The sequence below is a fragment of the Pseudonocardia bannensis genome (assembly GCF_012911875.1).
In the GTDB taxonomy this organism is placed as follows: domain Bacteria; phylum Actinomycetota; class Actinomycetes; order Mycobacteriales; family Pseudonocardiaceae; genus Pseudonocardia; species Pseudonocardia bannensis.
In genome coordinates, this window is record NZ_JAAXKZ010000042.1 from 1 (window position 1) to 26,316 (window position 26,316).

Genomic DNA, 26,316 nt, shown 5'->3' on the forward strand with positions numbered 1-26,316 from the left:
TGCCCACCTCCCGGGCCACCCGCGTCACCTCGTCGGCGAAGCTGGAGAGCTGGTCCACCATCGTGTTGACCGTGCTCTTGAGCTCCAGGATCTCCCCGCGGGCATCCACGGTGATCTTCTGCGACAGGTCGCCGTTCGCGACCGCCGTGGTCACCTGCGCGATGTTGCGCACCTGCCCGGTCAGGTTGGAGGCGAGCTGGTTGACGCTCTCGGTCAGGTCGCGCCAGGTGCCACTCACGTTCGGCACCGCGGCCTGCCCGCCCAGCTTGCCCTCGGTGCCCACCTCGCGGGCCACCCGCGTCACCTCGTCGGCGAAGCTGGAGAGCTGGTCCACCATCGTGTTGACCGTGCTCTTGAGCTCCAGGATCTCCCCGCGGGCGTCCACGGTGATCTTCTGCGACAGATCACCACGGGCCACCGCCGTCGAGACCTGGGCGATGCCGCGGACCTGATCGGTCAGATTGGCGGCCATCAGGTTCACGGCATCGGTGAGGTCCTTCCAGGTGCCGGCCACGTTCGGCACCTCGGCCTGACCGCCCAGGCGGCCCTCGGTGCCCACCTCACGGGCCACCCGGGTGACCTCGTCGGCGAACAGCCGCAGGGTGTCGGTCAGCGAGTTGATCGTGTCGGCCAGCTCGGCCACCTCGCCGCGGGCGCTCACGGTGATCCGCCGGGACAGGTCTCCCTGGGCGATCGCGGTGGCCGCCGAGGAGATCGACCGCACCTGGTTGGTCAGGTTGCTGGCCATCGTGTTCACCGAGTCGGTGAGCGCCCGCCAGGTCCCCGACACCCCGCGCACGTCGGCCTGCCCGCCCAGCGCGCCCTCGGTGCCCACCTCGCGGGCCACCCGCGTCACCTCGTCGGCGAAGCTCGAGAGCTGGTCCACCATCGTGTTCACGGTGCGGCCGATGCGCAGGAACTCGCCGCGCAGCGGCCGGCCCTCGATCTCCAGCGCCATGTGCTGGGAGAGGTCACCGTCGGCCACCGCCACGATGACCCGGGCGATCTCGGCGGTCGGACGGGCCAGGTCGTCGATCAAGGCGTTGACGGCGTGGGCGGTGTCCGCCCACGCGCCGTCGTAGGACTCCTCGTCCAGACGCTCGAGCATGCGGCCGTCACGCCCGACCACCCGGCTGATCCGCAGCAGCTCGCGGTTGCGTCGCTCCTGCAACCCGACCAGCTCGTTGAACTCGTCGACGACCTCGCCCATCCGGCCGCCACGCCGGCGCAGCCGCTTGTCGAACCGCCCACGCCGCACCTCACGCAAGGCCTCGGCCAGCTCGTCGAGGAATGCGTCGGCGTCGGAGTCCTTCCCACCGTCGTGGTAAGGCAGCTCCACGATCGGCGGCCCGCCGCTCTGGGTACCGGTCACATCGACCACCGTCCTCACCGCTCACCGAGGGCCCGAACCGGAGGACGAACGGTGTGGCGACCACCGGTACGCGCACCGTCGAGCAGTCGACCATACGTCGTCGGGTGTCAGGTCCGCCATCACTCGCGTTTCCGGCAGACTATCCCGGTGCCCGATCAGCTGGAGCGTCGGATGCGGCTGCCACCCGACGCAGGATCACCCGCGCGCGCCCGCCGCATGTTGCGGGACGCGCTGCGCGACGCCGGTCTCGAGGAGGTCGGTGACGGGGAGCTGACCGAGATCGTCCTCCTGCTGGCCGGCGAGCTCTGCGACAACGCCGTGCTGCACGCGGGCACGGCGTTCGAGGTCGACATCTCGGTCGCCGACGGCGAGGTCGTCGTCGGGGTGACCGACTGGGGCCCGAGCGCCCTGGAGGTGCACCTCGCGAGCCCGCGGCGCGGTTACGGCAGGGACGCCGGCCATGGCCGCGGACTGCTGCTGGTGCAGCGCCTGGCCGGCTCGTGGGGTACCCGGCACGACCCCGGCGGGCGGCACCGGACGTGGTTCTCCCTGGAGCTCGATGCCGGCGCACCGCACCCGGCGGCACCGCCCGCGGTCGCGGCAGCCGCCCCAGGCCCGTGGCCGGAGGCGGACCGGATCCGGTGGTTGCTGCACATCGGCACCGGGCTCGCGCACCATCTCGACGGGCCGGCCCTCATCACGGAGCTGGTGCGCCGGTTGCACGAGCTCACCGGCGCCCCCGCCGTGACCGTGGAGATCGACCGGGCGGACGGCGGCGGCTGGACCGAGCTGGCCTGCGCCGGCACCGAACCGGACTCGGCGCCCGGCCCGGCGACGGAGATCCGGCTGCCGCTCCCGGCTCCGCTGCGAGGACGGTTGCGGATATACCCCGGCTCCGCGTCGGGGCGGGCGGACGAGCTGGCCGGGCTCACCGCGCAGCGCGTCGCGCTGATCGTCGAGTCGGACTGGCTGCGAGGGTCGGACCAGCGCCGACGCGCGTTGCTGGCCTACCTGGCCGACGCCAGTGAGCTGTTCGGCCAGTCCCTGGACGTCGACATGACCGTCGCGGTCGTGCCCCAGGTCGTCGTCCCCCGCCTGGGACAGTGGTGCGCGGTGCACCTCGTCGGCGCGGGCGACCTGCGGCTGGCTGCCCTGACCCACGCGGTCGAGGACGAGGTCGCGGAACTGCGCACGGCGCTGGACCCCACGTCGGCGAACGCCGCCGCGGGAATGACCCCCGACCTGCGCTCGCGGCTGCGCCAACTGCTGCGGGACGGGATGAACCCCGCGTGGCTCACCACACCCACCGAAGGGGTGGCGGTACCGCTGACGACCCGTGGCCACCCGCTGGGTGTGCTCACCGTGGGCCGCCCACCCGGCCGGCCGCACAGTCCCGAGGACATCGCGCTGATCAGCGACATCGCCCGCCGGGCCGCGCTGGCGATCGACAACGCCCAGAACGCCGCCCTGCACGTCGCAACGTCCCAGACGCTGCAGCGGGCGCTGCTGCCCCGGGCACTGCCGGTGGCGGCCGGCGTGGACTTCGCGGCCGCCTACGTTCCGGAGAGCACCGGCACCGAGGTCGGGGGCGACTTCTACGACGTGCTGCCCCTCGGGCCGGGGCGCTGGTTGGCCTCCATCGGGGACGTCTGCGGCAAGGGCGCCAGGGCCGCCGCGCGCACCGGCCTGGTGCGCGACGTGCTCCGGGTGCTGGTCAAGGACGGGCGTTCGCTGACCGAGGCGGTCGAGCTGCTCAACGACGTGATGATGGAGGCCGACGACCCCACCCAGTTCTGCACGCTCGCAGCGGCCCGGATCACCACCGCCGGAACCGCGACCCGGCCCGAGCTGGCCGTGGACCTGGTCCTGGCCGGTCACGATCAGCCGGTACTGGTGCGGGCCGACGGGACGGCGGAGCTCGTCGGCACGCACGGCATGGCCGCGGGGCTGTTCGACCGGGTGCAGGTCGTGTGCACCACCCACGTGCTGGGACCCGGCGACATCCTGCTGGCCTACACCGACGGTGCCACCGAGCGACGGCGCAAGCGGGAGCTCTTCGGCCCGGAACGGCTGCTCCTCGCCGCGACCGAGGCGGACCGGCGTTCGGCCGCGAACCTGGTGGCCGACGTGCGCGCCGTCGTCGAGGGATTCTCCGACGAGCCGATGCGTGACGACATGGCGCTGCTCGCCATCCGCGCCGTCCCCTGAGGGGACCGATGACACTCACCCCCAGCACGGCCGGCCCGTCGCGCTGGTCACCGGGGTCAGCCGCGGCCTGGGCTTGCTCGCCGCGGCGCTGACCCAGCGCGTACCGCGTCACGATGCGCTACACCGGGCACGGATGTGACCGCCGCCATATCAATTCCTGCTATCCTCACTGCAGAAATTCTGCAATTCGAGGCGAAGACCACCGACACCGCTTGCTGCAGGAGATGTCGGGGCGGCATCACATGCGGCACGGCGCGACAAGGAGGAGTCATGAGCCAGGCCGATGTGCGTGTCCGGACCGTCGCCGTCGAGACGCCATGGTCCGGCCCGCCGTCAGCCCGCGACCCCCGGGCCGCGGAACGACTCGGGGCGGAGGCCTGTCTGGAAGCCTCGCACCTACTGCGCCGCCACGCCCGCCGGCAGGTGCATGCGTCCGAGCCCGACCAGCAGGTCACCTATGCGACGTGTCATCTGCTCGAGGCCGTCAGCCTGGCCCTCACCGACGACAGCGAGAGCGTTCCGGAACCCATCCACCGCGCCGCGCTGCGCCTGGCCCGCCTCATCGCGGCGCTGCCACCACGGGGCCGGTGACCGCGACGGCCGGAGGGCGCCGGAACAGCAGCGACCGCCGGTACTGTGTCCGGCGCCGCCGCCCGGGCCGGGGGCCGGACCCCGGGCGGCAGCGGCGGAGGATCGGCCGCGTCACCGGGCCCGTCGCAGCTCCTTCTTCGCTCCCTCTTGACCGCCTTCAGCAGGTGCTTCGCGCCCCACTTGGCCCGCTCGGCGGCCCGTCCCTCCTCCATCTGAGACTTTGCCCGCCGTGGCTGTGTCATGTCGTCACCTCACGACGAACGCGCTCGCCCCCCGTCCGACGGATGCTCCGCCGCGGCCGGCACGGGCGCCAGGGCGAGCGGCCGCAGGACCGGGGCCGGCTGCCCGGAGGGCGGTGTGCCGGATGCCCCCGGCCGTCGCCCACGGCGGACCACGCCACGGTGTGCCCCGATCGCCTGGGGCAAGGCGATCGCCGGCCGGGGGTGACGGCCGGCGGAACCGGGAGCCCGGCACCGGTCCCGGCGCGATCGGTCAGCCCGTCGCGCGGCCCGTCAGCTTGTCGCGCAACCGGTCCACCAGCCCGACCCCCGGGCCGACCAGCTTGTGGAAGACCTCGCTGCGCGGGGCGTTCGGGTGCGGGCGGGTCGGAGCGATCTTCTTGGCCGCCTCCACCTTGTCCCTCAGGTCCACCAGCGTGTCCCGCGGCACGCGAGCGCGTAGCTGCGGGAACTGATCGGTCTCCTCCGACTGCACGTGGTGGCGCAGCTTGGTGTCGAGCTCACCCACCAGTTCCATGAAGCGCGGCTCGGTCGCGTCGACACCCTCGAGGTCGCGCATCGTCCGTTCGAGTCCCTGGTGTTCCTCGATGTCGTGCTGGACGGCCTCCTCCCCGTTGGGCAGGTGCTCCCGCATCGCCGGGTACACGTACATCTCCTCGGCGACCGAATGCCGCACGAGTTCACTGATCGCCGTGTCCGCCAGGTCCCGCCGCCGCTCTGCGTCGTCGATCGCCGGGATCTGTTGCAGCAGTTCCTGGACCTCTCGATGGTCCGCGGTGAGGACGTCCACCACGTCGGTTTCGGTTCGGGCGTCAGTCATGATCCACTCCGGATGTCGGTGTCATCGCCCCGCGTCGGGCGGCTACCCGAGGTCGTGGGCGTCCAACCGCCGTCCGTCGATGACGCCGGTCGCCGAGGACCCGACCGTCGCGACACCAGGGGCCCACCCGGTCCGGTCCCCGCGCGCCGACCGCGTGATCGTCACTGACCGGACACGGACGCGTCGGTGCAGCAGATGTCCCGACCACGGCGATCATGACGGCCGGTGTCGGCGATGCGCCGCAGGAGTCGGCGTTCCGGATGGATCGTCCCGATCGGCCTCGGCGCGGGTCGACGGCGGGCCGACGGGGTACGGGGCAGACATGGTGAAACCCGGCCGCAGCTCGTCCTCCGCCGACGACCGCCCGTCCCCTGGGCTGCCGACCGCCTCCGCCACCGACACCGCCCGGGTGCTGGCGGTGGCCGTCGCACCGATCGTCGCCCAGGGCGTCATCGCCCGCCGCCGACACGTGGTCGCCCTGGCCGGCAAGCTCGAGACCGACGACCGCGGCGTCCGGCTGCTGCAGCAGCTCAACGAGAGCTACGGCCCGGGCCCACTGCGCCTGCGCATCCCCGGCCGGTCCGTGGCGCTCCCGCTCGTCGCCGAGGACGTGCGCCGGGTGCTCGAGGGGACCCCGGAGCCGTTCTCTCCGGCCAACCGCGAGAAGCGCGGCGCCCTGGGGCACTTCCAACCCCACGGTGTTCTCGTGTCCCGCGGTGCGGCACGCACCGACCGGCGCCGGTTCAACGAGGGGGTCCTGGACACCGGCCGGCCGCTGCACCGCTGCGCCGACTCGATCACCCGCGTCGTCCGCCAGGAGGCGCGCGAGCTGCTGGAAGAAGTCGACGGCAGCGGGGTGCTCACCTGGGACGCGTTCCTCACCGCGTGGTGGCGGGTGGTGCGCCGGGTCGTCCTCGGGGACGGTGCCCGCGACGACCACGAGCTCACCGATCAGCTCACCCGGTTGCGGAGGGCGGCCAACTGGTCGGCCCTGGTGCCGCGGAGCACCGCCCGGCACGCCCGGCTGCGCAACCGGCTGCGGACCCACCTCGACCGCGCCGAGCCCGGCAGCCTCGCCGCGATGGTCGCGTCCGTCCCGGTCACCCCGGAGACCGACGCGGTGGACCAGCTGCCGCAATGGCTGTTCGCGTTCGACCCCGCAGGTGCGGTCGCGCTACGGGCCCTGGCCTTGCTCGCGGTCCACCCGGAGGAGACCGCCCGGGTCCGCGCCGACCTCGAGGGCCGCGACCTGGACACGCCGCAGGACCTGCCCCGACTCCGCACGGCGGTTCTCGAATCGGTCCGGCTGTGGCCCACGACGCCGCTGCTCCTGCGCGACACCACCGCGCCCACCGAGTGGAACGGGGCCACCCTGCCTGCCGGGACCGCCGTGCTCATCGCCACCAGCTACTTTCACCGGGACGACCGCGTCCGGTCGGACGCCGACCGGTTCGATCCCGACCAATGGCTCGACGGCCGCGGCGACGACGACTGGAGCCTCGTCCCGTTCAGCGCGGGGCCCGGTACCTGTCCGGGCCGGGAGTTGGTGTTGTTCACCACCAGCACGTTCCTCGCCACCCTGCTGGAGGGCCACAACCACACCGTGCTCCCGCCGACGGACCTGGACCCCTCGCGTCCGCTGCCCCGCGGCCTCGATCCCTTCGCCATCCGGCTCACGCTCACCCCCACCGGCCCCGCGCAGGCCTCCGGCGGCTGAGCGGCGCCGCCGGAAGCCGTGGCGCGACCCGGTACTCAGTCCTTCGACAGCGCCTCGACCAGCAGCCCGGTCCCCGCGTCGTCCAGGCTGCGGGCGACGTCGGCCAGCGCGACCACCCCCACGAGGCGGTGCCCGTCGATCACCGGGACCCGGCGCACCTGATGCTCGGCCATCGTGCGCAGCAGTTCGGCTGCGTCGTCGTCCGCGCCGATGGTCACGGTCTCGCCCTGAGCCAGCTCGCCCACGTGGACGGCGCGTGGGTCCTTGCCCTGCGCCAGCACCCTCACGACGATGTCCCGGTCGGTGATCATGCCCGCCAACCGGTCGTCCTCCCCGCAGATCGGCAACGCGCCGACCTCGTGATCGGCCATCCGGACCGCGGCCTCGAACACCGGGTCAGCCGCCCGAACACAGGTCGGGTCGGGAGTCATGATCTCGCGTGCGGTGGGCATGTCGATCCTCCTCTGTCGACTCGGCTGTCCGTCCACTGCGGCCTACCCGGTCCACCGACGGGGAGAAACGGCGCTGCCCGGATCGGCCGTTCTGCGGTCGACATGGGAGCCGGACGGGACCACCCACTGTGCCCGCCCGGGGCTGAGCCGGAGGCACCGCCGGGCCCGGCTCAGCCACCCTGCCGAGCCGGGCCCCGTCACTACGACGCCGGCGAGTGGTGCCGCCCGTGGCGCGCACCGGGCAGCCCGCCGTTCCGGATGTACCGCGCCTCCTCGGCGACCCCGCGGATGACGCACGGCCACGCGGCCGACGCCCCGTTGGCATCCCGACACGCCTGGCAGCGGTCATGTCCGTCCGCGACGTGCTCGGACAACGTGCGTTCCAACATCTCCGGCATCGTCGACAAGACCACAGCCATACCCACCGCATCTACCTCCATCGCTCCGCGGCTGCAGAGCGTAGCGAGACGATCACACGACGCCTGCGCCCGGTTCCGGCACCCGCTCGACCAGGTGCGACCCCGAACCGCTGCGGACCCGGCCCCTCTTTCCGGGGCACGAGGTGTAGCCACGAGTCCGACGTGGGTACGCGGCCGGTATGGCAACCGACACTGTCCACAGGCTCGATCGCGCCGGCCCGCCGCCGGCCGACGCCTCGACCGGCGAGCTCGTGAACCGGCTGACCCGTCAGATGTCCGAACTGGTCCGCGGTGAGCTGGAGCTCGCCAAGGCCGAGATGACGACGAAAGGCAAGCGGGTCGGCGCCGGCGCCGGGCTGGCGGGCGCTGCCGGGGTGGTCGCGCTCGGCGGCGGCGCCGCACTGATCGCTGCGGCCATCGCGGCTTTGGCCCTGGTCCTGCCGGTCTGGGCCTCGGCTCTCGTCGTCGGAGTGGCCCTGCTGCTCGCCGCCGCACTGCTCGGGCTCGCCGGGCGCCGGCAGATCCAGCGCGGCACCCCGCCCGTCCCCGAGCAGGCGCTCGAGGGCACCCAGCGGGACATCGAGACCGTGAAGCAGGGGGTCCACCGGTGACCGCCGCGTCCGAAGCGCACCGCGACCCCGACCACCTCCGCACCGACCTGGACGAGCTCCGGGGCGACCTGGGCGAGACGGTGGAGGAACTGACCGCACGCCTCGATGTGCCGTCGCGCGTGCGGGCACGCGGCCGGGAGACCGTTGCGCAGGCCCAGCAGACGGCCCGACAGGTCCGTGGTGTCGTCGCCGAGAAGGCACCTGCGGTCGACATCGCACTGCGGGAACGGCCCGGGGTCGTGGCCGCGGTGTCGGCCGGCGCCGCCCTGCTGCTGTACGGCATCGCGCGGAGATCGTCCTCGGCGTCGTCCTCGGCATCCTGAGACCGGAAGACGTCCGCCCGGTCGCGCAGGGTGCCCATGTCCGACTCGCCCGTGAAACGGAGCGCGACCACCGAGCCGCGCGTCTCGCGGTGCCGGGGCCGGGAGTGCCTTTTCTGCGGGGCCTCGCGTCGTGACGAGTGCGTCGTCGGCTTCGCGTCACCCGTGGTGGTGAATCCCCGGCGAGACGTATCCTGGCAGCCGCGACGGTCGGAGTGAGGGGGAACGAATCGAAGCATGAGCACCACGGAGCCGCTCACCGCGGGTACCACCTTCTCCCATCCGGCCCTCTTCTACCGGGATGCGGACGAGTTCCTCGCCGGGACGGTCCCGTTCGTGCTCGACGGGCTCACCGCCGGGGATCCGGTCGCGGTCGCGGTGCCCGCCCCCCGCCTGGCCCTGCTGCGGGCCGCGCTCGGCCCGGCCGCCGAGCGGGTACGGCTGATCGACATGTCGGAGGCCGGGCGCAACCCCGGGCGCATCATCGGTGAGGTGCTCGGGCCCATGGCGTACGGGCACCCGGGCAAGCACGTACGCATCGTGGGCGAGCCGGTGTGGCCGGGTCGGACGGCACTGGAGTACACCGCGTGCGTGCAGCACGAGGCGCTGATCAATCTCGCGTTCCACGGCCGCTCGGCGACCATCCTGTGTCCCTACGACGTGGCCGGGTTGGCCCCTGACGTCCTCGGCGACGCCACCGTGACCCACCCGGTCCTGATCGTGCAGGGCCAGACGCAACCCAGCCCGGATTTCGACCCCGAGGGGATCGTGACGGCCTGTAACCTTCCCCTACCCGAACCCGCGGCGGCCATCCGGTTCCCCTTCGGGAAGGACCGGCTGAGCGCGGCACGCAGGCTCGTCGCCGACCACGCGGCCCGCGCGGGCCTCGACGAGGAGCGGGTGGGCGACCTCGTCCTCGCGGCCGGTGAGCTCGCCGCCAACAGCCTGCGCCACGGCGGCGGCGAGGGCCTGCTCCGGCTCTGGGAGGAAGACGACCACCTGGTCTGCGAGATCAGCGACAGCGGGTACATCGCGGATCCCCTCGCCGGCCGCCGGCCGGTCGCCCTGGGTCAGCTGAGCGGCCGCGGCCTGAAGATGGTCCACTACTTCGCCGATCTCGTGCGGACCCACACGAGCCCGGTGGGCACCACCACCCGCGTCTACATGCGACGCTGACGCTCGGCCGGAACCCGGCCGGCCGTGCGGCGCGGACGGACACGACCCGTCCACGGCACTCACCTCGGGGTCACCGCGCGGCCGGTAGGTGTACGTCCCGCCGGAGCGGGTAGGCGACAGGTACTGGGGCGCCGCACCGCGCCGCTTCTGCTGTCGACGACCTTCGGGGGGCATCATGGAACGACACCGAGCCGGAGACGACCCGCCCGGGGACGACCAGCCCGAAGACGAGACGTGGGAGACCGCTCGCGACGATGCGCCCCCCGAGTCCGAGCAGCATGCGACCCCGCTGCGCCCGGCCGGGTCGGATCTGCACCCCGCGGACGCACCGGACGGTCTGCGCCCGGAGGCCGTCGAGCCCGAGCCCGCCGGTCGGTCCCGCGAGGGCCGGGACGAGGACGGGGACCGGCCCCCCGGCTCCGGATCGTCCCGCGCGGGCTCCCCTCCGCACCCCGGCAGCGGCTGAGCGTCGGGGGGTTGTCGCCGACCCCACGCTTAGCATCGGCGTGAGCGGGTAGGAACCGGACATGTCCCCGACCGTGGTCGTCTTCGCCCCCTCCCCCCTGCTGACCGTGACCATCGAGGATCGCGCCGGCGAACCGGACCTGCATGTGCACGCCGGAGGCCAAGGCGTGTGGCAGGCACGGATGATCACCGTCCTGGGCGCGCGCGCGGTGCTGTGCGCGGCACTCGGCGGTGAGCTCGGTGACGTGCTGCGCGCGCTGATCCCCGGGGAGGACATGGATCTGCGGGCGGCGTCGGTCACCGCCCGCAACGGCGGCTACGTGCACGACCGGCGCGACGGCGACCGCCAGGAGGTCGCCTCGGCCCCGGGGGACGCGCTCGACCGGCACGAGCAGGACGAGTTGTACGAGCTCGCCCTGAGCGCCGGCATCGAGCACGGGACCGCCCTGCTGTCGGGGCCGCACGACGACCGGATCGTGCCCGCTGCGATGTACACCAGGCTGGCCCGCGACCTGTCCGCCAACGGGTGCCGTGTCGTCGCCGACCTGTCCGGGGAGCGGCTCGACGCCGTGCTCGACGCCGGTCCGTACCTGGTCAAGATCAGCCACGAGGAGATGATCGACGACGGCCGGGCGAACAGCGAGGACCCGGTGGACCTCGTCGCGGGGATGCGGAAGCTGCGCTCGGCCGGGGCCGGGACCGTGGTGGTGTCCCGGGCCGGGGACCCGGCCCTGGCCCTGGTGGGCGACGAGGTGCTGGAAGTGCACGCCCCGCCGCTGGAACCGGCCGAGCCGCGGGGCGCAGGGGACTCGATGACCGCCGGCATGACGGTCTGCATCGCCCGCGGCGACTCCCTGCGCACCGCGTTGCGGATCGGAGCGGCGTGCGGGGCCTTGAACGTGGTCCGCCGTGGACTGGGTACGGGCGGGGTGCAGGCCGTGCACACCCTCGCCGAGCGGGTCGAGCTCGTGCCCTGGTCGGGGAAGGACGAGTGAGATGGCGGTACGACGCGCCCTGATCACCAACGACGACGGCATCGACTCCCCCGGCCTGCTGGCGCTGGCCCGGGCGGCCCGCGACGCCGGGTGGGACGTGGTCGTCGCCGCACCCGCGGAGCAGTCCAGCGGCGCGAGCGCGTCGATCACCGCGGTGCAGCGCGACGGCCGCACCGTGATCGAACCCCGCGAGCTGGACGGGCTGCCCGGCGTGGAGGCGTACGCCGTCGAGGCGTCGCCGGGCCACATCGTCCTCGCCGCGTTGCGCGGCTGGCTCGACCCGGCTCCCGACCTCGTGCTGTCCGGGATCAACCACGGCGCGAACGTCGGGCGGGTCATCCTGCATTCGGGCACCGTGGGAGCGGCGCTGACCGCGGGGTTGCAGGGCGCGCGCGGGCTCGCGGTCTCGCTCGACGTGGGTCTGGAACCTGCTGGACCACCCGCCTGGGACACCGCGGCCCAACTGCTCCCCCGCGTCGTCGAGCTCCTCCTCGACGCCCCGTCCGGCACCGTGCTCTCCCTCAACGTGCCTGATCGCCCGTTCGAGAAGCTGGGCGAGCTGCGGCTCGCCCGGCTCGCCGCGTCCGGTGTCGTACAGACCCGGGTCGAGGAGGTGCACACCGGCGGGCTGCTGCTACGCGAGGTCGAACTCGGCGGGGAACCGGAGGACGGGACCGACAGTGCGCTGCTGGCCGCGGGCCACCCCACCCTCACCGCCGTGAGCTCGGTGGGCGAGGCGCCCGATCGGCTGGTGATCCAGTGGCTCGCCACCGCCGAGCGCCAGGTCGCCGGACGGTAGATCGGCGCCGAGATCCGTGCAGCCTCGCCCGGGTGGCCGACCCCATCGCCCCGGCGACCCGGGTGCACAGCGACGCGAGACCGTCGCCGAGCCGGTCGAGCTCGGCGTGGAACATCTCCCGTGACACCGCGCCGCACCGCCTTCGGAAGTCCGGCGGCCCTCGTCCCCGCGCCTACCCCGAGCCGACCGGCCTCAACCCCCGCACGCCCCACGGATCCCGACCCGGCCCGCCGAGTGCGTCACGGTTGAGGGACCGGCCGTTGTGGATACCCGGGAGAGGCCCCCCGCGTGCGGTCGACCCGGACCGGCGCCCCCGTCGAGAGGCAGGACCGATGACGGCGACCCGAACCGAACCCTCCCGTGGCGAACAGGCCGCGTCCCCGTCCGAGATCCCCGCGCGCGGGTGGTGGCAGGTGGCGCGGCGGGCGGTCAAGGAGAGCTCCGCGGACAACGTGCCGATGCTGGCGGGTGGGGTGGCCTTCTTCGCCTTCCTCGCCCTGTTCCCCACCCTCATCGCGGGGCTGACCCTCTACGGCCTGGTCGCCGACCCCGCCGACGTGACCCGGCAGTTGCAGGCCATCGCCGGCACGCTGCCGCAGTCGGCCCAGCCGCTCATCGCCGACCAGCTCACCGCGGTGACCTCGAGCAGCAGCGAGGCGCTCTCGATCGGTCTGGTGCTCGCCCTGCTCGCCGCACTCTGGAGCGCGTCGAGCGGCACCGGCAACCTGATCAAGGCGATCAACCTGGCGTACGACGAGGAGGAGACCCGCGGTTTCGTGCGGCTGCGCGGCACGGCCCTGGCCCTGACCTTGGGTGGCATCGTGTTCGTGCTCGTGGCGCTCGGCCTGGTCGCGGTCGTTCCGGTCGCCCTCGACGCCCTCGGCCTCGGGGTCGTCGGGCGGGTGGTCGCCCAGGTGGCGCGATGGGCGCTGCTGATCGGGGTGGTCGTCGTCGGCCTGGCCGTGGTGTACCGCTTCGCCCCGGACCGTGACGCACCGAAGTTCCGCTGGGCCAGCACCGGGGCCGTCGTCGCCACCGCGCTCTGGATCGCCGGCAGTGCCGGGTTCAGCCTCTACGTCAACTTCTTCGGCAACTACAACAAGACCTACGGGGCTCTGGCCGGAGTCGTCGTGCTGATGCTGTGGCTGTACCTGACGAGCTACATCGTGCTCCTCGGTGCCGAGATCAACGCCGAGGCGGAGCGGCAGACCGCCCGCGACACCACGCAGGGCCCACCCGAGCCGATGGGCCGTCGCGGCGCCGAGGCCGCCGACACGGTCGCTCACGACCCGGTCTGAACCCGGCTCCGCACTCCGGGGGCGCGGATCGCACGACCCCGGGCCCCGGCGGTCCTCCCGGTCAGTTGAAGAACCGCGCCAACTCGACGTCGGGGACGTCCCCGTCGAAGGGCGTCAGATCGGCGAACACGGTGGCCCCGTCGCAGCCGACGTGCAGCGGCCGCCACCTGCGTGACTGGTCGGGCCGCGAGCAGATGCCCTTGATCGTCTGGGTGTCCAGGAGCCGGACGTGAGTGGGGTCGGCGACGGCGTTGACATGGCCCCACCAGGGCGACAGCACGTGCAGCACCCCGTCCGGTCGCAGCAGCCGGTGACACTCGTCGACCAGCGGCAGGAAGTCGACGAGGTGCTCGAGGACGTGCACCACGAAGATCCGGTCGGCGCAGCCGTCCCGGAACGGGAGCCCGACCGCGAGGTCGGCCTGCACTGAGATCGACGGGGTGCGCCGCCGGTCCACCCCGAGGTTGCCGGGGTACTGCCGGGTGTCGCCACAGCCCAGGTCCAGGGCGACCGGCGCGCGGCCCGCCACCCGCACCCGGTCCCAGACACCGAGCACACCCGCCAGCCGGCCGATCAGCGCCCGGACCGTCGCCAGCTCGGCGGGGTGGTCGACCTCGCCGGTCAGGTGCACCACCCCGCCGTCGGCGGTGGCCTTCAGCCGCAGCCCGCGGACCCGCCGGTCGTGGGCCAGCAGCTCGGCGACGGCGGTGTCCAGGTGTTCGTCGCACAGCCGGCGGCGACGGGCCGAGGGCGGGGCGCCCGTCAGCGCGGGATGCACGTGGGCCCCCGAACGGGATCGATGCTCATGCCGGCCCGTCTACCCCCGGTCCGGGCCGTCAAACGGGCTGGTCAGGCGACTCCCCCGGCCCATCACCGTAGTCTCCGGGCCCCGGCGGCCGGCGGGAGATCACCATCGTTCGTGGCCGCCGGAACGGGTCCTGGCACCAGCGCGAAGCCCGCGTGGTCACTCGCCAGAGCGATCGTCCTCCTCGTCCTCCTCGTCCCCGTGATCCCGTCGTGACGCACCTGCAACGGGGAGCAGTGGTGTGATGCCAGCGGGGCTGCGGACAGTGACGGTCCGTCCCGGAGTTAGTCTCGGACCACCCGTTCGAGTGACATCCCCTTCGAAAGGATCTGTGCATGAAGCGCTGGGCCCGTGCCTGGCTGGCTGTGGCCACGGCCGGCAGCCTGCTCGCGCTCGCCGGCTGCGCCGACGCGGCGCCTCCGGTACCCGAACCGAGCTCGGCCTCCGTCCAGACCCCCGGTGACGGCGGCGGTCACGAAGCCCACGGCGGCGGCGGTCACGGAGCTCACGGCGGCCACGGTGAGAGCGGCGGAAGCGGTGGCGGCCCCGGGTTGGAGCTGTGGGCCGTGCAGTCCGGCCCGCTCGGTGTCGTCGTCACCGACGGGGCAGGCCGCCTGCTGTATCGCTCCGCGAAGGACAGCGACAACCCGCCGACGTCGAACTGCGAGGACGAGTGCACCCGGACCTGGCATCCGGTCGTCGTCGCCCCGGATCAGCCACCCTCCCTGCTCGGCGTCGACCGGTCGAAGGTCGGCCAGACCCGGCGCTCCGACGGGACCATGCAGCTCACGCTCGGCGGATGGCCGATCTACCAGCGCGGCGACGACACGGGCGAGCTGCAGGACGCGGGCGCCCACGGGGCCGAGGGCACCTGGTTCGCCGTGACCCCCGACGGGACGAACGCCGCCGCGCCATGAGCCGGCGGCCGGGGTTCGGCTGGGTCTCCTTCACCACCGACTACGGGCTCGACGACGGGTTCGCCGCCGCCTGCACGGGGGTGATCGCCCGGATCGCACCGGGTGTGCGGGTGATCGACGTCAGTCACACCGTCCCACCGCAAGACGTCCGCCGCGGCGCGACCGTGCTGGCCCAGACGGTCCCCTACCTGCCCGAGGCCGTGCACCTGGCGGTCGTCGATCCCGGTGTCGGAACCGCTCGCCGCGGCCTCGTCCTCGTCGCACCCGACGGCATGCTGGTCGGCCCCGACAACGGGTTGCTGATCCCGGCGGCCGAGGCGCTCGGCGGGGTGACGGCGGCCTACGAGCTGACCGACCCCGCATACCGGCTACCGGCGCTCTCGGCGACGTTCCACGGTCGTGACGTCTTCGCACCGGCGGCGGCGCACCTCGCCCTCGGGCTGGCGGCGGAGAAGCTCGGCCCGCCCGTGGACCGCACCACACTGCACCGGCTGGCCACGCCGGTGACGACGTGTACCGCCGGCCGGCTGCGGACCGAGGTGCTCGCCACCGACCGTTTCGGCAACCTGCAGCTCGCCGCCCGCGCGGCCGACCTGGCCACGGCCGGGCTGCGTCCGCCGGCCCGCCTCACGTTGCACGCCGCCGCCACCACGGTGGAGCTGAAACTCGCGACCACCTTCGGCGACGTGCCGCCCGGAGCGGTCGTGGCCTTCGTGGACTCCGCCGGGCACCTCGCCGTCGCGGTGAACGGCGGCTCGGCGGCGGGCCGACTCGCCCTCGGGCCCGGCGCCGGCGTCGAGCTCCGCGCCACCGGCTGAATCCGGCCGGCCCGTCCTAGCAGGGCCCCGGGCGGCGCCGCGAGAGTGCTGGTTCGCGGCGCCGCCCGGCCCGGGGTGGCTCGGGCTCAGCCCACCTTGGCCCGCTCCTCGATGGGCACGAAGTCGAAGTCGTACCCGAAGTAGCGCGGCCCCACGACCTCCAGCCCCGCCTCGGTCCGCCAGCGCGGGTCACACGGCGCGGCGACCACCGTGACCCGGAAGCCGTAGCGCAGATCCTCGGTGGTGATGGGCTGGCCGGTCTCGGAATCCAGGACGATGATCAGGTCCGGGACCGACGCGAGCACCTCCCCGTCGCGCTCGGCGACGAGGTGCTCGTTCTGCGTCTGCAGGCGCAGGGTCGTGCCCGCGTCGTCGTGCAGGCCCTCGATGCGGACCTCCGCGCGGGCGAAGCCGCCCTCGGTCCGCCGGTGCACGTCGACGACCTTGCCCTTGAACAGCTGGACGCCGCCGAGGTACTTCGGGACCACCGCCGCCGGGTCGCCGTGCGCCTCCCGGGTCTCCCGCACCAGCCGGCCGAGCTCCTCGGCCATGCGCAGCGTGTTCGGGATCGTGCAGTCCCGCAGCCGCGCGGCGGCCAGCGGGTACAGCCCGATCAGGGCGGCGCAGCCCATGTCGATCGTCTGCGACCGGGCGAGCCGCTCGGTCCACCGGTTGTCGATCGCGTCGATGATCGAGGCGTTGCCCTTGTCGTCGGCGATCGCCATCGGCGCCGCCTTGCCCCCGAACAGCGTGGGCATGCACATCTGCAACTCCGGGAACGCGCGGCCCATCAGGTCCGCGTCGATCACCGGCAGCCGCTCCCGCGCCGCCAGGCAGAACGGGATGACCGAGTTCAGCCCGCCGATCTCGATCGGCATGGTGTGCGTCGCCTTCTGACCGAGGTGGCGTTCGAGCTTGCGGAACGCGGCCACCACCTCGTCACCGCTGGGGAGCTTCTCCACCATCACGGTGGGGGCGCCCATCATCGCCGACGGGATCACGAACGCGTCGTCGGGCACCTCGTCGAGGTCGACGACCTCGACCGGCCCGTGCTCGCGGATCGCGTCGCGGGCCAGCAGCGTGCCGATGTAGGGGTCCCCGCCCCCGCCGGTGCCGAGGATCCCGGCACCGAGGGCGATGTCGGTGAGCTGCCGCTCGTCAACGAGTCGCAACGGTCTTCCTTCCGAGCTCGAGATCTCCGACGGCCTTCACCTTGATCCGGACCGCGTTGCCCGGCACGTAGGCCAGGGCCAGCTCCTCCTGGTCGACGATCCGGACCGAGTCGGGCACGGCACCCGCGGCCACCGCACGTTCGGCGGCCAGCTCCCGTGCCTGTTCCAGGGCCGCGTCGCGGGACAGCTGCGGGCCGACCGAGAACATCTGGTCCACCTCGCCGCCGACCTGCGCGATCGCGGCGCCGATCGCGTTCGCGACGGCGTGGTGCTCGGGACGCACCAGCCGGGCGGCCCCGGGCAGCTCGTTGCCGAGCAGGATGCTCCCGCCGCCGACGACCACCACCGGGATCGGGGTGGACTCGGTCTTCATCCGGTCCACCGCCTCGGCGATCCGGGCCTCGATGCTCGCCAGCGCGCCGGCCACCAGGTCCGGGTCCAGGTCGGCGACCCGGCTCGCGTCACCGACCTCGGCCCGGCCCCCGGCCACCGCGATGTCCGTGGCGGTGAGGGTGTCCCCGCCGAAGACGCGGCCGAGGCGGGTCAGCTGGTAGCCGACGCTCTGCGGGCCGACCACGGGGTCGGAGTCGAAGCGCACGTAGCTGCCGCCGCCGATGCCCAGGGGCAGCACGTCGGGCATCCGGAAGTTCGTCCGCACCCCGCCGACCTCGATCGTCGACTTCGCCTCCCGGGGGAAGCCGTTGACGAGCATGCCGATGTCGGAGGTGGTGCCCCCGATGTCGACCACCGCGCAGTCCTGCAGCCCGGAGAGCAGTGCCGCCCCGCGCATCGAGTTCGTCGGCCCGGAGGCGAACGTCGAGACGGGGTAGCGCTCGGCCTGCTCGACGGTCATCAGCGTGCCGTCGTTCTGGCTGATGTACATCGGAGCGTCGATCCCCGACTCGCGCAACGCGGCGCGGAAGGCGTCGGTGATGTGCACGGCCAGCTCGGCCAGGCTCGCGTTCATGATCGTCGCGTTCTCGCGCTCGAGCAGCCCCAGCCGGCCGAGCTCCGCGGACCGGCTGATCGCCACATCGGGGACGGTCTCGCGGATGATCTCCTCGGCCTGACGCTCCAGGTCCGCGTTGATCGGGGAGAACACCGACGAGATCGCGATGGCCCGCAGGCCCTTCGCCGCGATGTCGTCGGCGGCCCGCTTGAGCTCGTCGGCGTCGAGCGGCGCGATCTCGCGGCCGTCGAACTCGTGCCCACCGTGGCACAGGTAGATGTGCCGGCCCACGGCGTTGGCGAGCCGCTCAGGCCAGTCGATCATGGGCGGCAACGCCCGCGTGGCGGGCAGACCGAGCCGCACGCTCGCGACCTCGAGCAGCCGGCGGGCCTCCACGACGGCGTTGGTGAAGTGCGTGGTGCCGATCATGACGGTCTCGATGGCCTGCGGCGCGACCCCGCTCTGGTCGAGCAGGCTGCGCAGGCCGTCGAGGATGCCCGTGGTGACGTCGGCGGAGGTCGGGCTCTTGATCTCCGCCAGGACCCGGTCACCGTCCATCAGCACCGCGTCGGTGTTGGTGCCCCCGACATCGATCCCGATCCGCATCAGGCCCCCGTCCGGTGCCGGACCTGGGGCAGCACCTCGCGTGCGGTCAGCTCCACGACCTCCGTGACGCGGTCGGCGGCGACCGGGGCCAGCGCCACCGAGTCCGAGCCGGCGTCGATCAGGGCCTGGATCTTGGCCGCGCACTCGTCCGGGTCCCCGGCGACGACGAGGTCCTCGACCCACTGGTCGGGCATCTCGCGCAGGATCAGCTCGGCGGGGTTGTCGCCGCCGCGTTGGTACATGTCCCACAGCTCGTCGCCGATGCCGTAGATGTCGGTGAGGCCCGACTTCGGCACCGCCGCGAGGTAGAAGGCGGCAACCGTGCGCGCCTCCTCCTTGGCCTTCGCGCTGTCCTGGTCGACCGAGTACAGCGTGTAGGTCGCGACGCGGTGGTGCTCGCCCTCGCGGCCGGCCTTGGCCTGGCCCTCCGCGACGCGCTCGCGCAGCCAGCCCAGGTACTTGGTGCCCGCGAGCACCGACACCAGCGTGGCGTCCGCGACCTCACCCGACAGGTTGAGCATCCGCGGCCCGATGACACCCATGTAGATCGGCAGCTTCGTCACGGCCGGGTGCACCAGCTGGATCTTGTCGAACGAGTAGACCTTGCCCTCGAAGGTGACCTCCTCACCGTCGAGCAGGCGGCGCACGTTGGTCACGGTCTCGCGCATGGCGGTGTAGGGCGACTTGGGCATGGCGCCCATCTGCTCCACCCAGTGCGGGACGCCGAGACCGATGCCCGGCCACACCCGCCCGGGGTACATACGGTCGATCGTCGCGAGCTCCATGGCCAGCGCCGCAGGGTGGCGCGCCATCGCGGACACGACGCCGACGCCGACCTTGATCCGGCTGGTGGCGTTCAGAGCCGCCATCGCGCCGGAGATGCCGCCGTAGAAGAAGTAGTCCTCGGGGATCCACAGCTCGCCGAAGCCCTCCCGCTCGGCCAGCGCGGAGATCTCGGGGATCTGCTCGGGCTGTACCTGGCTGGAGACGAGTAGGCCGACGGGCGATCCGTCAGTTCCGCTGGTGGTCATCGCGGGGTTCCTTTCAGGGCTGGTCAACGGGGCTCTCGGACTCCTCGCGCAAGGCCGCGAGGACGTCGAAGGGGGTGATGGGGAGGTTGCGGATGGGCTTGCCGATCGCGTCGGAGACCGCGCTGGCGATCACCGCGGCGACCGGGATGATGGAGGGCTCACCGGCGCCCTTGGCCCCGTACGGGCCGTCCGGCCAGGGGTTGTCCAGCAGCGCGATGTCGATCGGCGGGGCCTCGAACACCGTCGGCAGCCGGTAGTTCTCCAGGCTGTGGTCCACGGTCACGCCGTCGGTCACGCGCAGGTCCTCGTAGAGCGCGTAGCCCAGGCCCTGCAGGACGCCGCCGTGGATCTGGCCCTCGACCTGCTGCGGGTTGATCGCACGGCCGACGTCCTGGGCGACGACGTAGCGCAGGACCGTCACCTTGCCGGTGTCCGGGCAGACCTCCACCTCGGCGGAGTGCACGTGGTAGGTCGGGGTGGCGAATCCGGTGAACAGGGCGCCGGCGAGGCAACCCGAGTCGAACTGCACCGGCGGGGTGATGTGCCTGCCGGTGGCCGAGATCGGGCCCGCGGTGTAGAGCGCGGTCTGAGCCACCGCCGCCAACGGCACCTTCGCGCCCGGCGAGCCGGCCACCTGGACGTGCCCGTCGGCGAGCTCGAGGTCGGCAGGCGAGGCCTCCAGCAGGTTCGCGGCCACCTCGAGGAGCTGCTCGCGGACCTGGGCACTCGCCTGCACGGCCGCATTGCCCAGGGAGAACAGCGTCCGGCTGCCCTGGGCACCGCCGTCGTAGGTCCCGGCGTCGGTGTCCGCGGCCAGGATGATCACGTCGTCCGGGGTGAGCCCGAGCTCCTCGGCCACGATCTGGCGCAGTCCGGCGGCCACCGCACCGGAGCCGATCTCGGCACCCGCGCAGATCACGCCCGCGGTCCCGTCCTCGTTGATCTTGACGGTGGCGCCGCCCGGCCCGGGGTTGGTCAGCCAGGTGACCGCGCCGATGCCCTTGCCGCGCAGCACCTTCCGGCCGCCGGTCGAGACCTCGGCGGTCCCGGCGGCCCAGGGGGCGATCTCATCCACCCGGGCGAAGCCCTCCTCGAAGACCGCGTCGTCGAGGACCTGGCCGTTGGCGATGGCCTCGCCGGCCTTGATCACGTTGCGCAGCCGCAGCTCGCGGCGGTCCATGCCGAGCTCGGCCGCGATGTGGTCGAGGTGCTGCTCCAGGGCGAACATCGCGTAGGGCCCGTTGACGCCGCGGAACGCCGCCGTCGGGGCGGTGTTGGTGTAGATCACCCGGGTGCGGTAACGGGCGACGGGCACCCGGTAGGTGCCGCCGAAGACCAGCCCCGGCACCGCCGCGCACGCGACGATCTCGCCGCTGTACGCGCCGTTGTCGGCAAGGGTGTCCGCCTCCTGACCGAGGATCTCGCCGTTCGCACTGACCGCGGTGCGGATGCGGATCACCGCGTTCTCCCGCGGCCCGGCGGTCTGCAGCTCCTCCTGGCGGGTGTTCACCAGTCGCACCGCGCGGCCGGTCTTGCGGGCGAGCACGCACACGAACGGCTCGAGCATCGCGTCGATCTTGCCGCCGAAGCCACCGCCGATCGTGGTGACGACGACGCGCACCTTCGACGCCGGCACGCCGAGCCACTCGGCGAGCCGGTCGCGCACCAGGAACGGGAACTGCGCCGGGCTGTGCACGACGTAGCGCCCGCTCTCGAAGCGGCCCACGGCGGCGTGCGGCTCGATCGGGGACTGGTGCTGGCGCTGGGTGGTGAACTCGTCGGAGACGACCAGGTGCGCGGCGGCGAACGCCGCGTCCACGTCGCCACGGTCCAGCGTGGACTCCCACGCGACGTTGCCGTCACGGGGACCCGGCGCCAGCATCGGGTAGGACTCCCACGCCGGGTGGATCAGCCGGGCGCCCTCGGCGAGTGCGGCGTCCATGTCGGTCAGCGCCTCGAGCGGGTCGATCTCGAGCTCGATCGCGGCCACCGCGGCCTCGGCCTGCTCGAGCGTGTCGGCCGCCACCGCGGCGATCGGCTCGCCGATGTAGCGGATCTCCTCGCGGGCGAACATCGGCTGGTCCTTGAGGATCCAGCCCGACGTGGTGTCCGGGACGTCGGCGGCGGTGATGATCGCCCGCACCCCGGGCAGCGCGGCCGCCCGCTCGGTCGCGAGCCGCCGGATCCGGCCGGCGGCCACCGGCGAGCGCAGCAGCTTGGCCTGCAGCGTGCCGGTCTCGCCGGTGTCCATGCCGTACACAGCCGCGCCGCGCACCTTGTCGTCGCCGTCGGCACGGCGGGCGTTGGTCCCGACCACGCGCGTCACGACCGGCCCCCGTTTCCACCGGCGACGGCCAGCGCCGCCTCGACGATCTTGTGGTAGCCGGTGCAGCGGCAGATGTTGCCGGCCAGCGACTCCTTGATCGCGGCCTCGTCCGGCGTGGCGTCCCGCTCGAACAGGGCGGTGAGCGCCATGAGGATGCCGGGGGTGCACGCGCCGCACTGCACGCCGCCGTGCTCGAGCAGGGCGTCCTGCAGCGGGTTGAGCGGCCCGTCGGGGTCCGCCAGGCTCTCGACGGTGCGGACGCTGCGGCCCTCGGCCAGCGCGACCGGCGTCAGGCAGGACACCGCGGGCCGGTCGTCGACGAGGACGGTGCAGGCGCCGCAGCGGCCCTCGGCGCAGCCCGGCTTGGCACCGGTCAGGCCGAGCCGGCTACGCAGCACCGACAGCAGCGGGGTCATGTCCGGTGCGTCGACCTCGACGCGCCGTTCGTTCAGCGTGAACGAGTGGGGCATCAGTTGCTCACTCCTGCTGGTCGTCGGGGGTGGAGGTGAGGGCGGCCGCGGCGCGGCGGGCCAGCGCGGGCAGGACGGCGAGGCGGTACCAGCCGGGGGCGTCGAGGCCCTCGCGGGCCGTGCACCCGTTCGCGGCGGCCTGTCCCGCGCGCTCGGCGGTCGCCTCGTCCAGCGGGCTGCCGACGAGGACCGCGGCGGCTGCGGACGACAGCCGGGCGGCCTTCTCGACACCACCGACCGCGACCCGGGCGGCGCTGACCGTGGCGCCGTCGAGGTCCACCGACAGCGCCACGGACGCGACAGCGTACTCCCCGCCGCCGCGCACGGTCAGCCGCTCGAACGCGGAGCGGCGGCCCGCCGGGACGGGGACGACGACCCGGACGATGAGCTCACCGGCCGGGCGCCCGGGTCGGGAGGCGAGGTACGTGGCGAGGTCCTCGGTCCGCTCCCCCTCGGGGGTGGCCAGGACGACGCGGGCGTCGGCGGCCAGCAGCGCCGGCACGAGATCGGCCTCCGGGAAGCCGACGGCGGCGATGTTGCCGCCGACGGTCGCGACGCTGCGCACCGCGGGGAACGCGGAACGCCGGGCCGCCTCGACGAGCCCGGCCAGCGCCGGAGGGCCGTCGACGGCGGCGAGCTCGGCATGCGTGACGCCGGCGCCGATCTCGACCACCCCGTCCCCGGTCCGGATGTCGCGCAGCTCCGCGAGCCCGTCGAGGGCGACGTAGACCCGGGCGACCGGGACGCCGCGCAGCGGCGCGCGCATCACCCAGGTGCCGCCGGCCAGCGGGGCGCCGTCGGCGCCGAGCTCGGCCAGATCGCGGACCGCGTCCGCGACCGTGGCCGGGCGGCGCACCACGGACCGGGTCATCGCTCCCGGATCGGTCCGCCGGGGTGGACTTGCTGTTGTCATGGCGTGTCGTCCTCCTGTCCCACGTGGTGGCTGTGCATCGCGCGTCAGATGAAACGCAGGGGCCCCGCGGCTTTGGCCCTGATCCGCACCGCAGGGTCGGTGAGGTAGGCCAGCGGGAACTCCTCGACGTCGACGATCTCCGTACGTTCCGGGTCCGCCCCCGCCCGGATCGCCTGCAGCCGCGCGCTGTCGCAGGCCTCCTGGATCGCCGCGGTCCGGCCGCCGAACCGGAACCGGGCGATCCGTTCGACCTGCCCGCTGACCTGCCCGATCGCCGCACCGATCGCGTTGGCGACCTCGTAGTCGGGCGGGCGGTGGATCTCGCTGACCCCGGGCACCGTGTCGGGCACCAGGAACCCGCCGCCGCCGACCACGATCAGCGGCTGCTCGCCACGCACCATCTTCGCCTGGTCGATCGCCTCGGCGAGCATCGCGTCCGATCGGGCGAGCGCGGCGGCCAGCACGGCGCGGTGCCGGCCGGCGGGCCGCCGGTGGCCGACCTCGACGCGCCCTCCGGCCACCGCCGCGTCGGTCAGGGTCGGCGTCGTACCGCCGAACACGAGTGCCGACTCGATCAGCCGGTAGCCGACGCTGCGCGGACCGATGGCCCCGTTCGCACCGCCGTCGCCCACGACCGTCCCGCCGCCGAGGGGCAGGGTGACCAGGCCGGGCATCCGGAAGTTCGTGCGTACCCCGCCGATCCCGACCGAGTCGCCGGACTCGCCCGGGAAGCCGTTGATCAGCACGCCCACCTCGGTCGAGGTGCCGCCGACGTCGACGACCAGCGCGTCGCGCACCCCGCTGATGTGGGCGGCCCCGCGCATGCTGTTCGCCGGGCCGCACCTGATGGTCAGGACCGGATAACGCAGCGCGTACTCGAGCTCCATCAGCGTGCCGTCGTTCTGCGCGAAGTAGCAGGCCGGGCGGAGGCCGTGCCGTTCGAGCGCCGCGGCGAACGACTGGGCGACGGTCTCGGCCAGCCCGACCAGCGCCGCGTTGAGCACCGTCGCGTTCTCGCGCTCGACGAGGCCGATGCTGCCCACCTCATGGCTGAGCGAGACGTGTACGTCACCGAGAACAGCGTGGGCGATGGCCTCGGCCGCGAGCTCGTGCCGGTCGGAGACGGCGGAGAACACGCTGGTGATGGCCACCGCGTCGGCCCGGTCGGCGACCGTGGAGAAGAACCGGGCGGTCGCGTCCGCGTCGAACGGCGCCACCTCGGTGCCGTCGAACTCGATGCCTCCGTCGACGACCATCGCGCCGACCGACACCGCCGCGCGCAGATCCGGCGGGAACGTCGCGAGCGGCGGAACGGCGTGGGTGGCGGGCCCGCCGATCCGCAGTACCGCAACCCGGCGCAGCCCGGTGCGGGCGAGCAGGGCGTTGGTGGCGTGGGTGGTGCCCAGCATCGCGTGCGTGACGCGGTCGCGGTCGGCGCCGAGCTGGTCGAGGACCGCCTCGATGCTCCCGGCGATGCCGGTGGTGACGTCCGGCGTCGTCGGGGCCTTCGCCTTGGCCAGCAGCACGTCGTCGCGGTCCAGGACCACGGCATCGGTGTTGGTCCCGCCGACGTCGATCCCCAGTCGCAGGTCAGCTCGCACGGGTACCCCCGGCGGCGAGGGGGGTGTAGGGAAAGCGGAGCCCGAACGCCGCCGGGCCGGCCACGGCCAGCCCGGCCGGGCTCCGCCACACCTCCGGGCATGGGAACGCGATGACGCCGACCCGCTGGCCGTAGCGCAGCCGCTCGGTCACGATCGCCTCGCCGGTGCGCGCGTCGAGCACCGTGATGATGTCCGGCACGCAGGCCCGGACCTCGCCGTCCTCGAGCGCGGCGAGGTTCTCGTTCTGGATCTCCAGGCGGAGCAGCCGGCCCTCGCCGGTCGCGTCCTCGACGATGGCCGAGCCGCGGACGAACCCGCCGGAGGTCTCCCGCTCGACGTCGATGACCTTGCCCCGGATCAGCTCCACCGCGGCCAGTTCCTCGACCACGGTGTCGATCGGGTCGATCTCGACCCGCGCCATCGCGGTACCGAGCTCGAGGGCACGGGACACCGACCCCGGCACGGTTGCGCGGCGCGCGGTCGCGACGTCCATCAGGTACAGCGCGGCGACGGCCGCGCCGCCGAACGCCGCGGTCGACGACCGCAGCAGCCGCTCGGTCCACTCCACGCCACCGGTCCGGATGACCAGCGTGTTGAGCCGCTCGTCCGCCATGAGACACGGGCTCGACGACACCCCGGCGAGGTTCATGGTCATCTGCGGCATGGTCGGGAAGGCGCGGCCCATGCCGTCGGCGTCGACATAGGGCAGGCCCAGCCGGGCCGCCCAGGTCAGCGGGATCAGACCGTTCGACCCGCCGATCTCGAAGGGCATGATCGCCACGACGGGCCGGCCGGTCAGGGCCTCCGCCTCCGCGGCGAGGCAACCGCCCTCACCGCCGTTCTCGAGCTTCTCGATCGCGATGGTCGGCGCACCGACGAGCCCGCACGGCATGACGAGGCCGTCGTCGGGGAGATCGCCGAGATCGACGAGCCGCACCGGACCGTGCCGCTGGATCGCCTCGCGGGCCATGAGCACGCCGACCAGCGGATCGCCGCCGCCACCGGCGCCCATGACCGCGCAGCCGCGCGCGAGGGCCGGGAGATCGTCGACATCGATCGATCTCGTCGGTCCCCGGTCGGCTCGCGCAGCGGGGGTCCCGCTGCCGCGGCCCCGTTCCTGGCGCTGGGTCATGGTGGCTCCGCTCCTCGGTCGCAAGTATGTGTCGCCCGACGGTGTCGGTCTTTGGGCAGATAGCCACCAGACACGTTAGTTCTTGTGCACCGTG

23 protein-coding genes are annotated in these 26,316 nt (G+C 73.4%); 11 read left to right on the forward strand and 12 right to left on the reverse strand.

From position 1 onward, the window contains the following. Positions 1–1,339: HAMP domain-containing protein (locus HF519_RS13385; protein ID WP_438826392.1), on the reverse strand; the 1,339-nt coding region annotated here is incomplete at its 3' end. 180 nt (positions 1,340–1,519) lie between these two features. Between HF519_RS13385 and HF519_RS13390 the strand changes: the two genes are divergently transcribed. Together HF519_RS13390 and HF519_RS13395 are read left to right on the forward strand one after the other, a co-directional pair. Then, positions 1,520–3,580: a SpoIIE family protein phosphatase gene (locus tag HF519_RS13390; RefSeq protein WP_169413253.1), complete on the forward strand. Its 2,061-nt coding sequence runs from the start codon at positions 1,520–1,522 to the stop codon at positions 3,578–3,580. Positions 3,581–3,850: 270 nt separating this feature from the next. After that, positions 3,851–4,171 carry a hypothetical protein gene (locus tag HF519_RS13395; RefSeq protein WP_169413254.1) on the forward strand — a complete coding sequence of 107 codons (321 nt, stop codon included), beginning with the start codon at positions 3,851–3,853 and terminating at the stop codon, positions 4,169–4,171. Positions 4,172–4,663: 492 nt separating this feature from the next. On the opposite strand, the gene HF519_RS13400 is transcribed toward HF519_RS13395, so the two are convergent. Beyond that, a complete protein-coding gene (locus HF519_RS13400) occupies positions 4,664–5,230 on the reverse strand; it encodes a hemerythrin domain-containing protein (RefSeq protein WP_169413255.1) in 567 nt (188 codons plus the stop codon). Positions 5,231–5,552: 322 nt separating this feature from the next. On the opposite strand from HF519_RS13400, the gene HF519_RS13405 reads away from it, so the two are divergent. Beyond that, positions 5,553–6,947, forward strand: a complete 1,395-nt coding sequence (locus HF519_RS13405) for a cytochrome P450 (RefSeq protein WP_169413256.1) — start codon at positions 5,553–5,555, stop codon at positions 6,945–6,947. 35 nt (positions 6,948–6,982) lie between these two features. Here HF519_RS13405 and HF519_RS13410 read toward each other — a convergent pair whose 3' ends face one another. Continuing rightward, complete coding sequence (locus tag HF519_RS13410) at positions 6,983–7,399, reverse strand: CBS domain-containing protein (protein WP_169413257.1); 417 nt, start codon at positions 7,397–7,399, stop codon at positions 6,983–6,985. 598 nt (positions 7,400–7,997) lie between these two features. On the opposite strand from HF519_RS13410, the gene HF519_RS13415 reads away from it, so the two are divergent. The 6 genes from HF519_RS13415 (at position 7,998) to HF519_RS13445 (ending at position 13,482) form a co-directional block, all read left to right on the forward strand. Next, the gene (locus HF519_RS13415; RefSeq protein ID WP_169413258.1) at positions 7,998–8,429 is read left to right on the forward strand and encodes a phage holin family protein; all 432 of its coding nucleotides are present in this window, start codon (positions 7,998–8,000) and stop codon (positions 8,427–8,429) included. Next, a complete protein-coding gene (locus HF519_RS13420) occupies positions 8,426–8,752 on the forward strand; it encodes a DUF3618 domain-containing protein (RefSeq protein WP_169413259.1) in 327 nt (108 codons plus the stop codon). Before HF519_RS13415 ends, HF519_RS13420 begins: the two co-directional genes overlap by 4 nt. Positions 8,753–8,986: 234 nt before the next feature. Beyond that, a complete protein-coding gene (locus HF519_RS13425; RefSeq protein ID WP_169413260.1) occupies positions 8,987–9,925 on the forward strand; it encodes a sensor histidine kinase in 939 nt (312 codons plus the stop codon). A gap of 527 nt (positions 9,926–10,452) precedes the next feature. Continuing rightward, on the forward strand, positions 10,453–11,385 hold the full coding sequence (locus tag HF519_RS13435) for a 1-phosphofructokinase family hexose kinase (protein WP_169413262.1): 933 nt from the start codon (positions 10,453–10,455) through the stop codon (positions 11,383–11,385). A 1-nt stretch (position 11,386) separates the two neighbouring features. Next, on the forward strand, positions 11,387–12,184 hold the full coding sequence (surE, locus tag HF519_RS13440) for a 5'/3'-nucleotidase SurE (protein ID WP_169413263.1): 798 nt from the start codon (positions 11,387–11,389) through the stop codon (positions 12,182–12,184). Between the two features lie 332 nt (positions 12,185–12,516). Beyond that, on the forward strand, positions 12,517–13,482 hold the full coding sequence (locus tag HF519_RS13445; protein ID WP_169413264.1) for a YihY/virulence factor BrkB family protein: 966 nt from the start codon (positions 12,517–12,519) through the stop codon (positions 13,480–13,482). Positions 13,483–13,543: 61 nt separating this feature from the next. On the opposite strand, the gene HF519_RS13450 is transcribed toward HF519_RS13445, so the two are convergent. Next, complete coding sequence (locus HF519_RS13450) at positions 13,544–14,260, reverse strand: BON domain-containing protein (RefSeq protein ID WP_169413265.1); 717 nt, start codon at positions 14,258–14,260, stop codon at positions 13,544–13,546. A gap of 362 nt (positions 14,261–14,622) precedes the next feature. On the opposite strand from HF519_RS13450, the gene HF519_RS13455 reads away from it, so the two are divergent. Further along, on the forward strand, positions 14,623–15,204 hold the full coding sequence (locus HF519_RS13455; RefSeq protein WP_169413266.1) for a hypothetical protein: 582 nt from the start codon (positions 14,623–14,625) through the stop codon (positions 15,202–15,204). Next, positions 15,201–16,022, forward strand: a complete 822-nt coding sequence (locus HF519_RS13460) for an SAM hydrolase/SAM-dependent halogenase family protein (RefSeq protein ID WP_169413267.1) — start codon at positions 15,201–15,203, stop codon at positions 16,020–16,022. The genes HF519_RS13455 and HF519_RS13460 overlap by 4 nt, the downstream gene beginning before the upstream one ends. Before the next feature lie 86 nt (positions 16,023–16,108). Here the strand turns inward: HF519_RS13460 and HF519_RS13465 are convergent, their stop codons facing one another. From HF519_RS13465 to HF519_RS13500, 8 genes are all read right to left on the reverse strand, one after another. Further along, positions 16,109–17,194, reverse strand: a complete 1,086-nt coding sequence (locus HF519_RS13465; RefSeq protein ID WP_169413268.1) for an S-methyl thiohydantoin desulfurase family protein — start codon at positions 17,192–17,194, stop codon at positions 16,109–16,111. Then, positions 17,181–18,749, reverse strand: a complete 1,569-nt coding sequence (locus tag HF519_RS13470) for a hydantoinase/oxoprolinase N-terminal domain-containing protein (protein ID WP_169413269.1) — start codon at positions 18,747–18,749, stop codon at positions 17,181–17,183. The genes HF519_RS13465 and HF519_RS13470 overlap by 14 nt, the downstream gene beginning before the upstream one ends. Next, positions 18,749–19,780, reverse strand: a complete 1,032-nt coding sequence (locus HF519_RS13475) for an LLM class flavin-dependent oxidoreductase (protein ID WP_169413270.1) — start codon at positions 19,778–19,780, stop codon at positions 18,749–18,751. The genes HF519_RS13470 and HF519_RS13475 overlap by 1 nt, the downstream gene beginning before the upstream one ends. A gap of 13 nt (positions 19,781–19,793) precedes the next feature. Continuing rightward, positions 19,794–22,106 (reverse strand): xanthine dehydrogenase family protein molybdopterin-binding subunit, encoded by a 2,313-nt coding sequence (locus HF519_RS13480; protein ID WP_169413271.1) that lies wholly within the window; start codon positions 22,104–22,106, stop codon positions 19,794–19,796. Further along, positions 22,103–22,576 carry a (2Fe-2S)-binding protein gene (locus HF519_RS13485; protein WP_169413272.1) on the reverse strand — a complete coding sequence of 158 codons (474 nt, stop codon included), beginning with the start codon at positions 22,574–22,576 and terminating at the stop codon, positions 22,103–22,105. Before HF519_RS13485 ends, HF519_RS13480 begins: the two co-directional genes overlap by 4 nt. Before the next feature lie 7 nt (positions 22,577–22,583). After that, positions 22,584–23,447, reverse strand: a complete 864-nt coding sequence (locus HF519_RS13490; RefSeq protein WP_169413273.1) for an FAD binding domain-containing protein — start codon at positions 23,445–23,447, stop codon at positions 22,584–22,586. An 86-nt stretch (positions 23,448–23,533) separates the two neighbouring features. After that, positions 23,534–25,090: a hydantoinase/oxoprolinase N-terminal domain-containing protein gene (locus tag HF519_RS13495; protein ID WP_169413274.1), complete on the reverse strand. Its 1,557-nt coding sequence runs from the start codon at positions 25,088–25,090 to the stop codon at positions 23,534–23,536. Further along, a complete protein-coding gene (locus HF519_RS13500; protein ID WP_169413275.1) occupies positions 25,080–26,222 on the reverse strand; it encodes an S-methyl thiohydantoin desulfurase family protein in 1,143 nt (380 codons plus the stop codon). The genes HF519_RS13495 and HF519_RS13500 overlap by 11 nt, the downstream gene beginning before the upstream one ends. Positions 26,223–26,316: the final 94 nt, after the last annotated feature.

Excerpts from the sequence above, each read along its gene's own strand:
- HF519_RS13425 (WP_169413260.1), top strand. The coding sequence starts at position 8,987 with ATGAGCACCACGGAGCCGCTCACCGCGGGTACCACCTTCTCCCATCCG.
- HF519_RS13455 (WP_169413266.1), top strand. The coding sequence starts at position 14,623 with ATGAAGCGCTGGGCCCGTGCCTGGCTGGCTGTGGCCACGGCCGGCAGC.
- HF519_RS13395 (WP_169413254.1), top strand. The coding sequence starts at position 3,851 with ATGAGCCAGGCCGATGTGCGTGTCCGGACCGTCGCCGTCGAGACGCCA.
- HF519_RS13415 (WP_169413258.1), top strand. The coding sequence starts at position 7,998 with ATGGCAACCGACACTGTCCACAGGCTCGATCGCGCCGGCCCGCCGCCG.
- HF519_RS13405 (WP_169413256.1), top strand. The coding sequence starts at position 5,553 with ATGGTGAAACCCGGCCGCAGCTCGTCCTCCGCCGACGACCGCCCGTCC.
- HF519_RS13400 (WP_169413255.1), bottom strand. The coding sequence starts at position 5,230 with ATGACTGACGCCCGAACCGAAACCGACGTGGTGGACGTCCTCACCGCG.
- HF519_RS13460 (WP_169413267.1), top strand. The coding sequence starts at position 15,201 with ATGAGCCGGCGGCCGGGGTTCGGCTGGGTCTCCTTCACCACCGACTAC.
- surE (WP_169413263.1), top strand. The coding sequence starts at position 11,387 with ATGGCGGTACGACGCGCCCTGATCACCAACGACGACGGCATCGACTCC.
- HF519_RS13490 (WP_169413273.1), bottom strand. The coding sequence starts at position 23,447 with ATGACCCGGTCCGTGGTGCGCCGCCCGGCCACGGTCGCGGACGCGGTC.
- HF519_RS13435 (WP_169413262.1), top strand. The coding sequence starts at position 10,453 with ATGTCCCCGACCGTGGTCGTCTTCGCCCCCTCCCCCCTGCTGACCGTG.
- HF519_RS13410 (WP_169413257.1), bottom strand. The coding sequence starts at position 7,399 with ATGCCCACCGCACGCGAGATCATGACTCCCGACCCGACCTGTGTTCGG.
- HF519_RS13485 (WP_169413272.1), bottom strand. The coding sequence starts at position 22,576 with ATGCCCCACTCGTTCACGCTGAACGAACGGCGCGTCGAGGTCGACGCA.
- HF519_RS13500 (WP_169413275.1), bottom strand. The coding sequence starts at position 26,222 with ATGACCCAGCGCCAGGAACGGGGCCGCGGCAGCGGGACCCCCGCTGCG.
- HF519_RS13470 (WP_169413269.1), bottom strand. The coding sequence starts at position 18,749 with ATGCGGATCGGGATCGATGTCGGGGGCACCAACACCGACGCGGTGCTG.
- HF519_RS13475 (WP_169413270.1), bottom strand. The coding sequence starts at position 19,780 with ATGACCACCAGCGGAACTGACGGATCGCCCGTCGGCCTACTCGTCTCC.
- HF519_RS13445 (WP_169413264.1), top strand. The coding sequence starts at position 12,517 with ATGACGGCGACCCGAACCGAACCCTCCCGTGGCGAACAGGCCGCGTCC.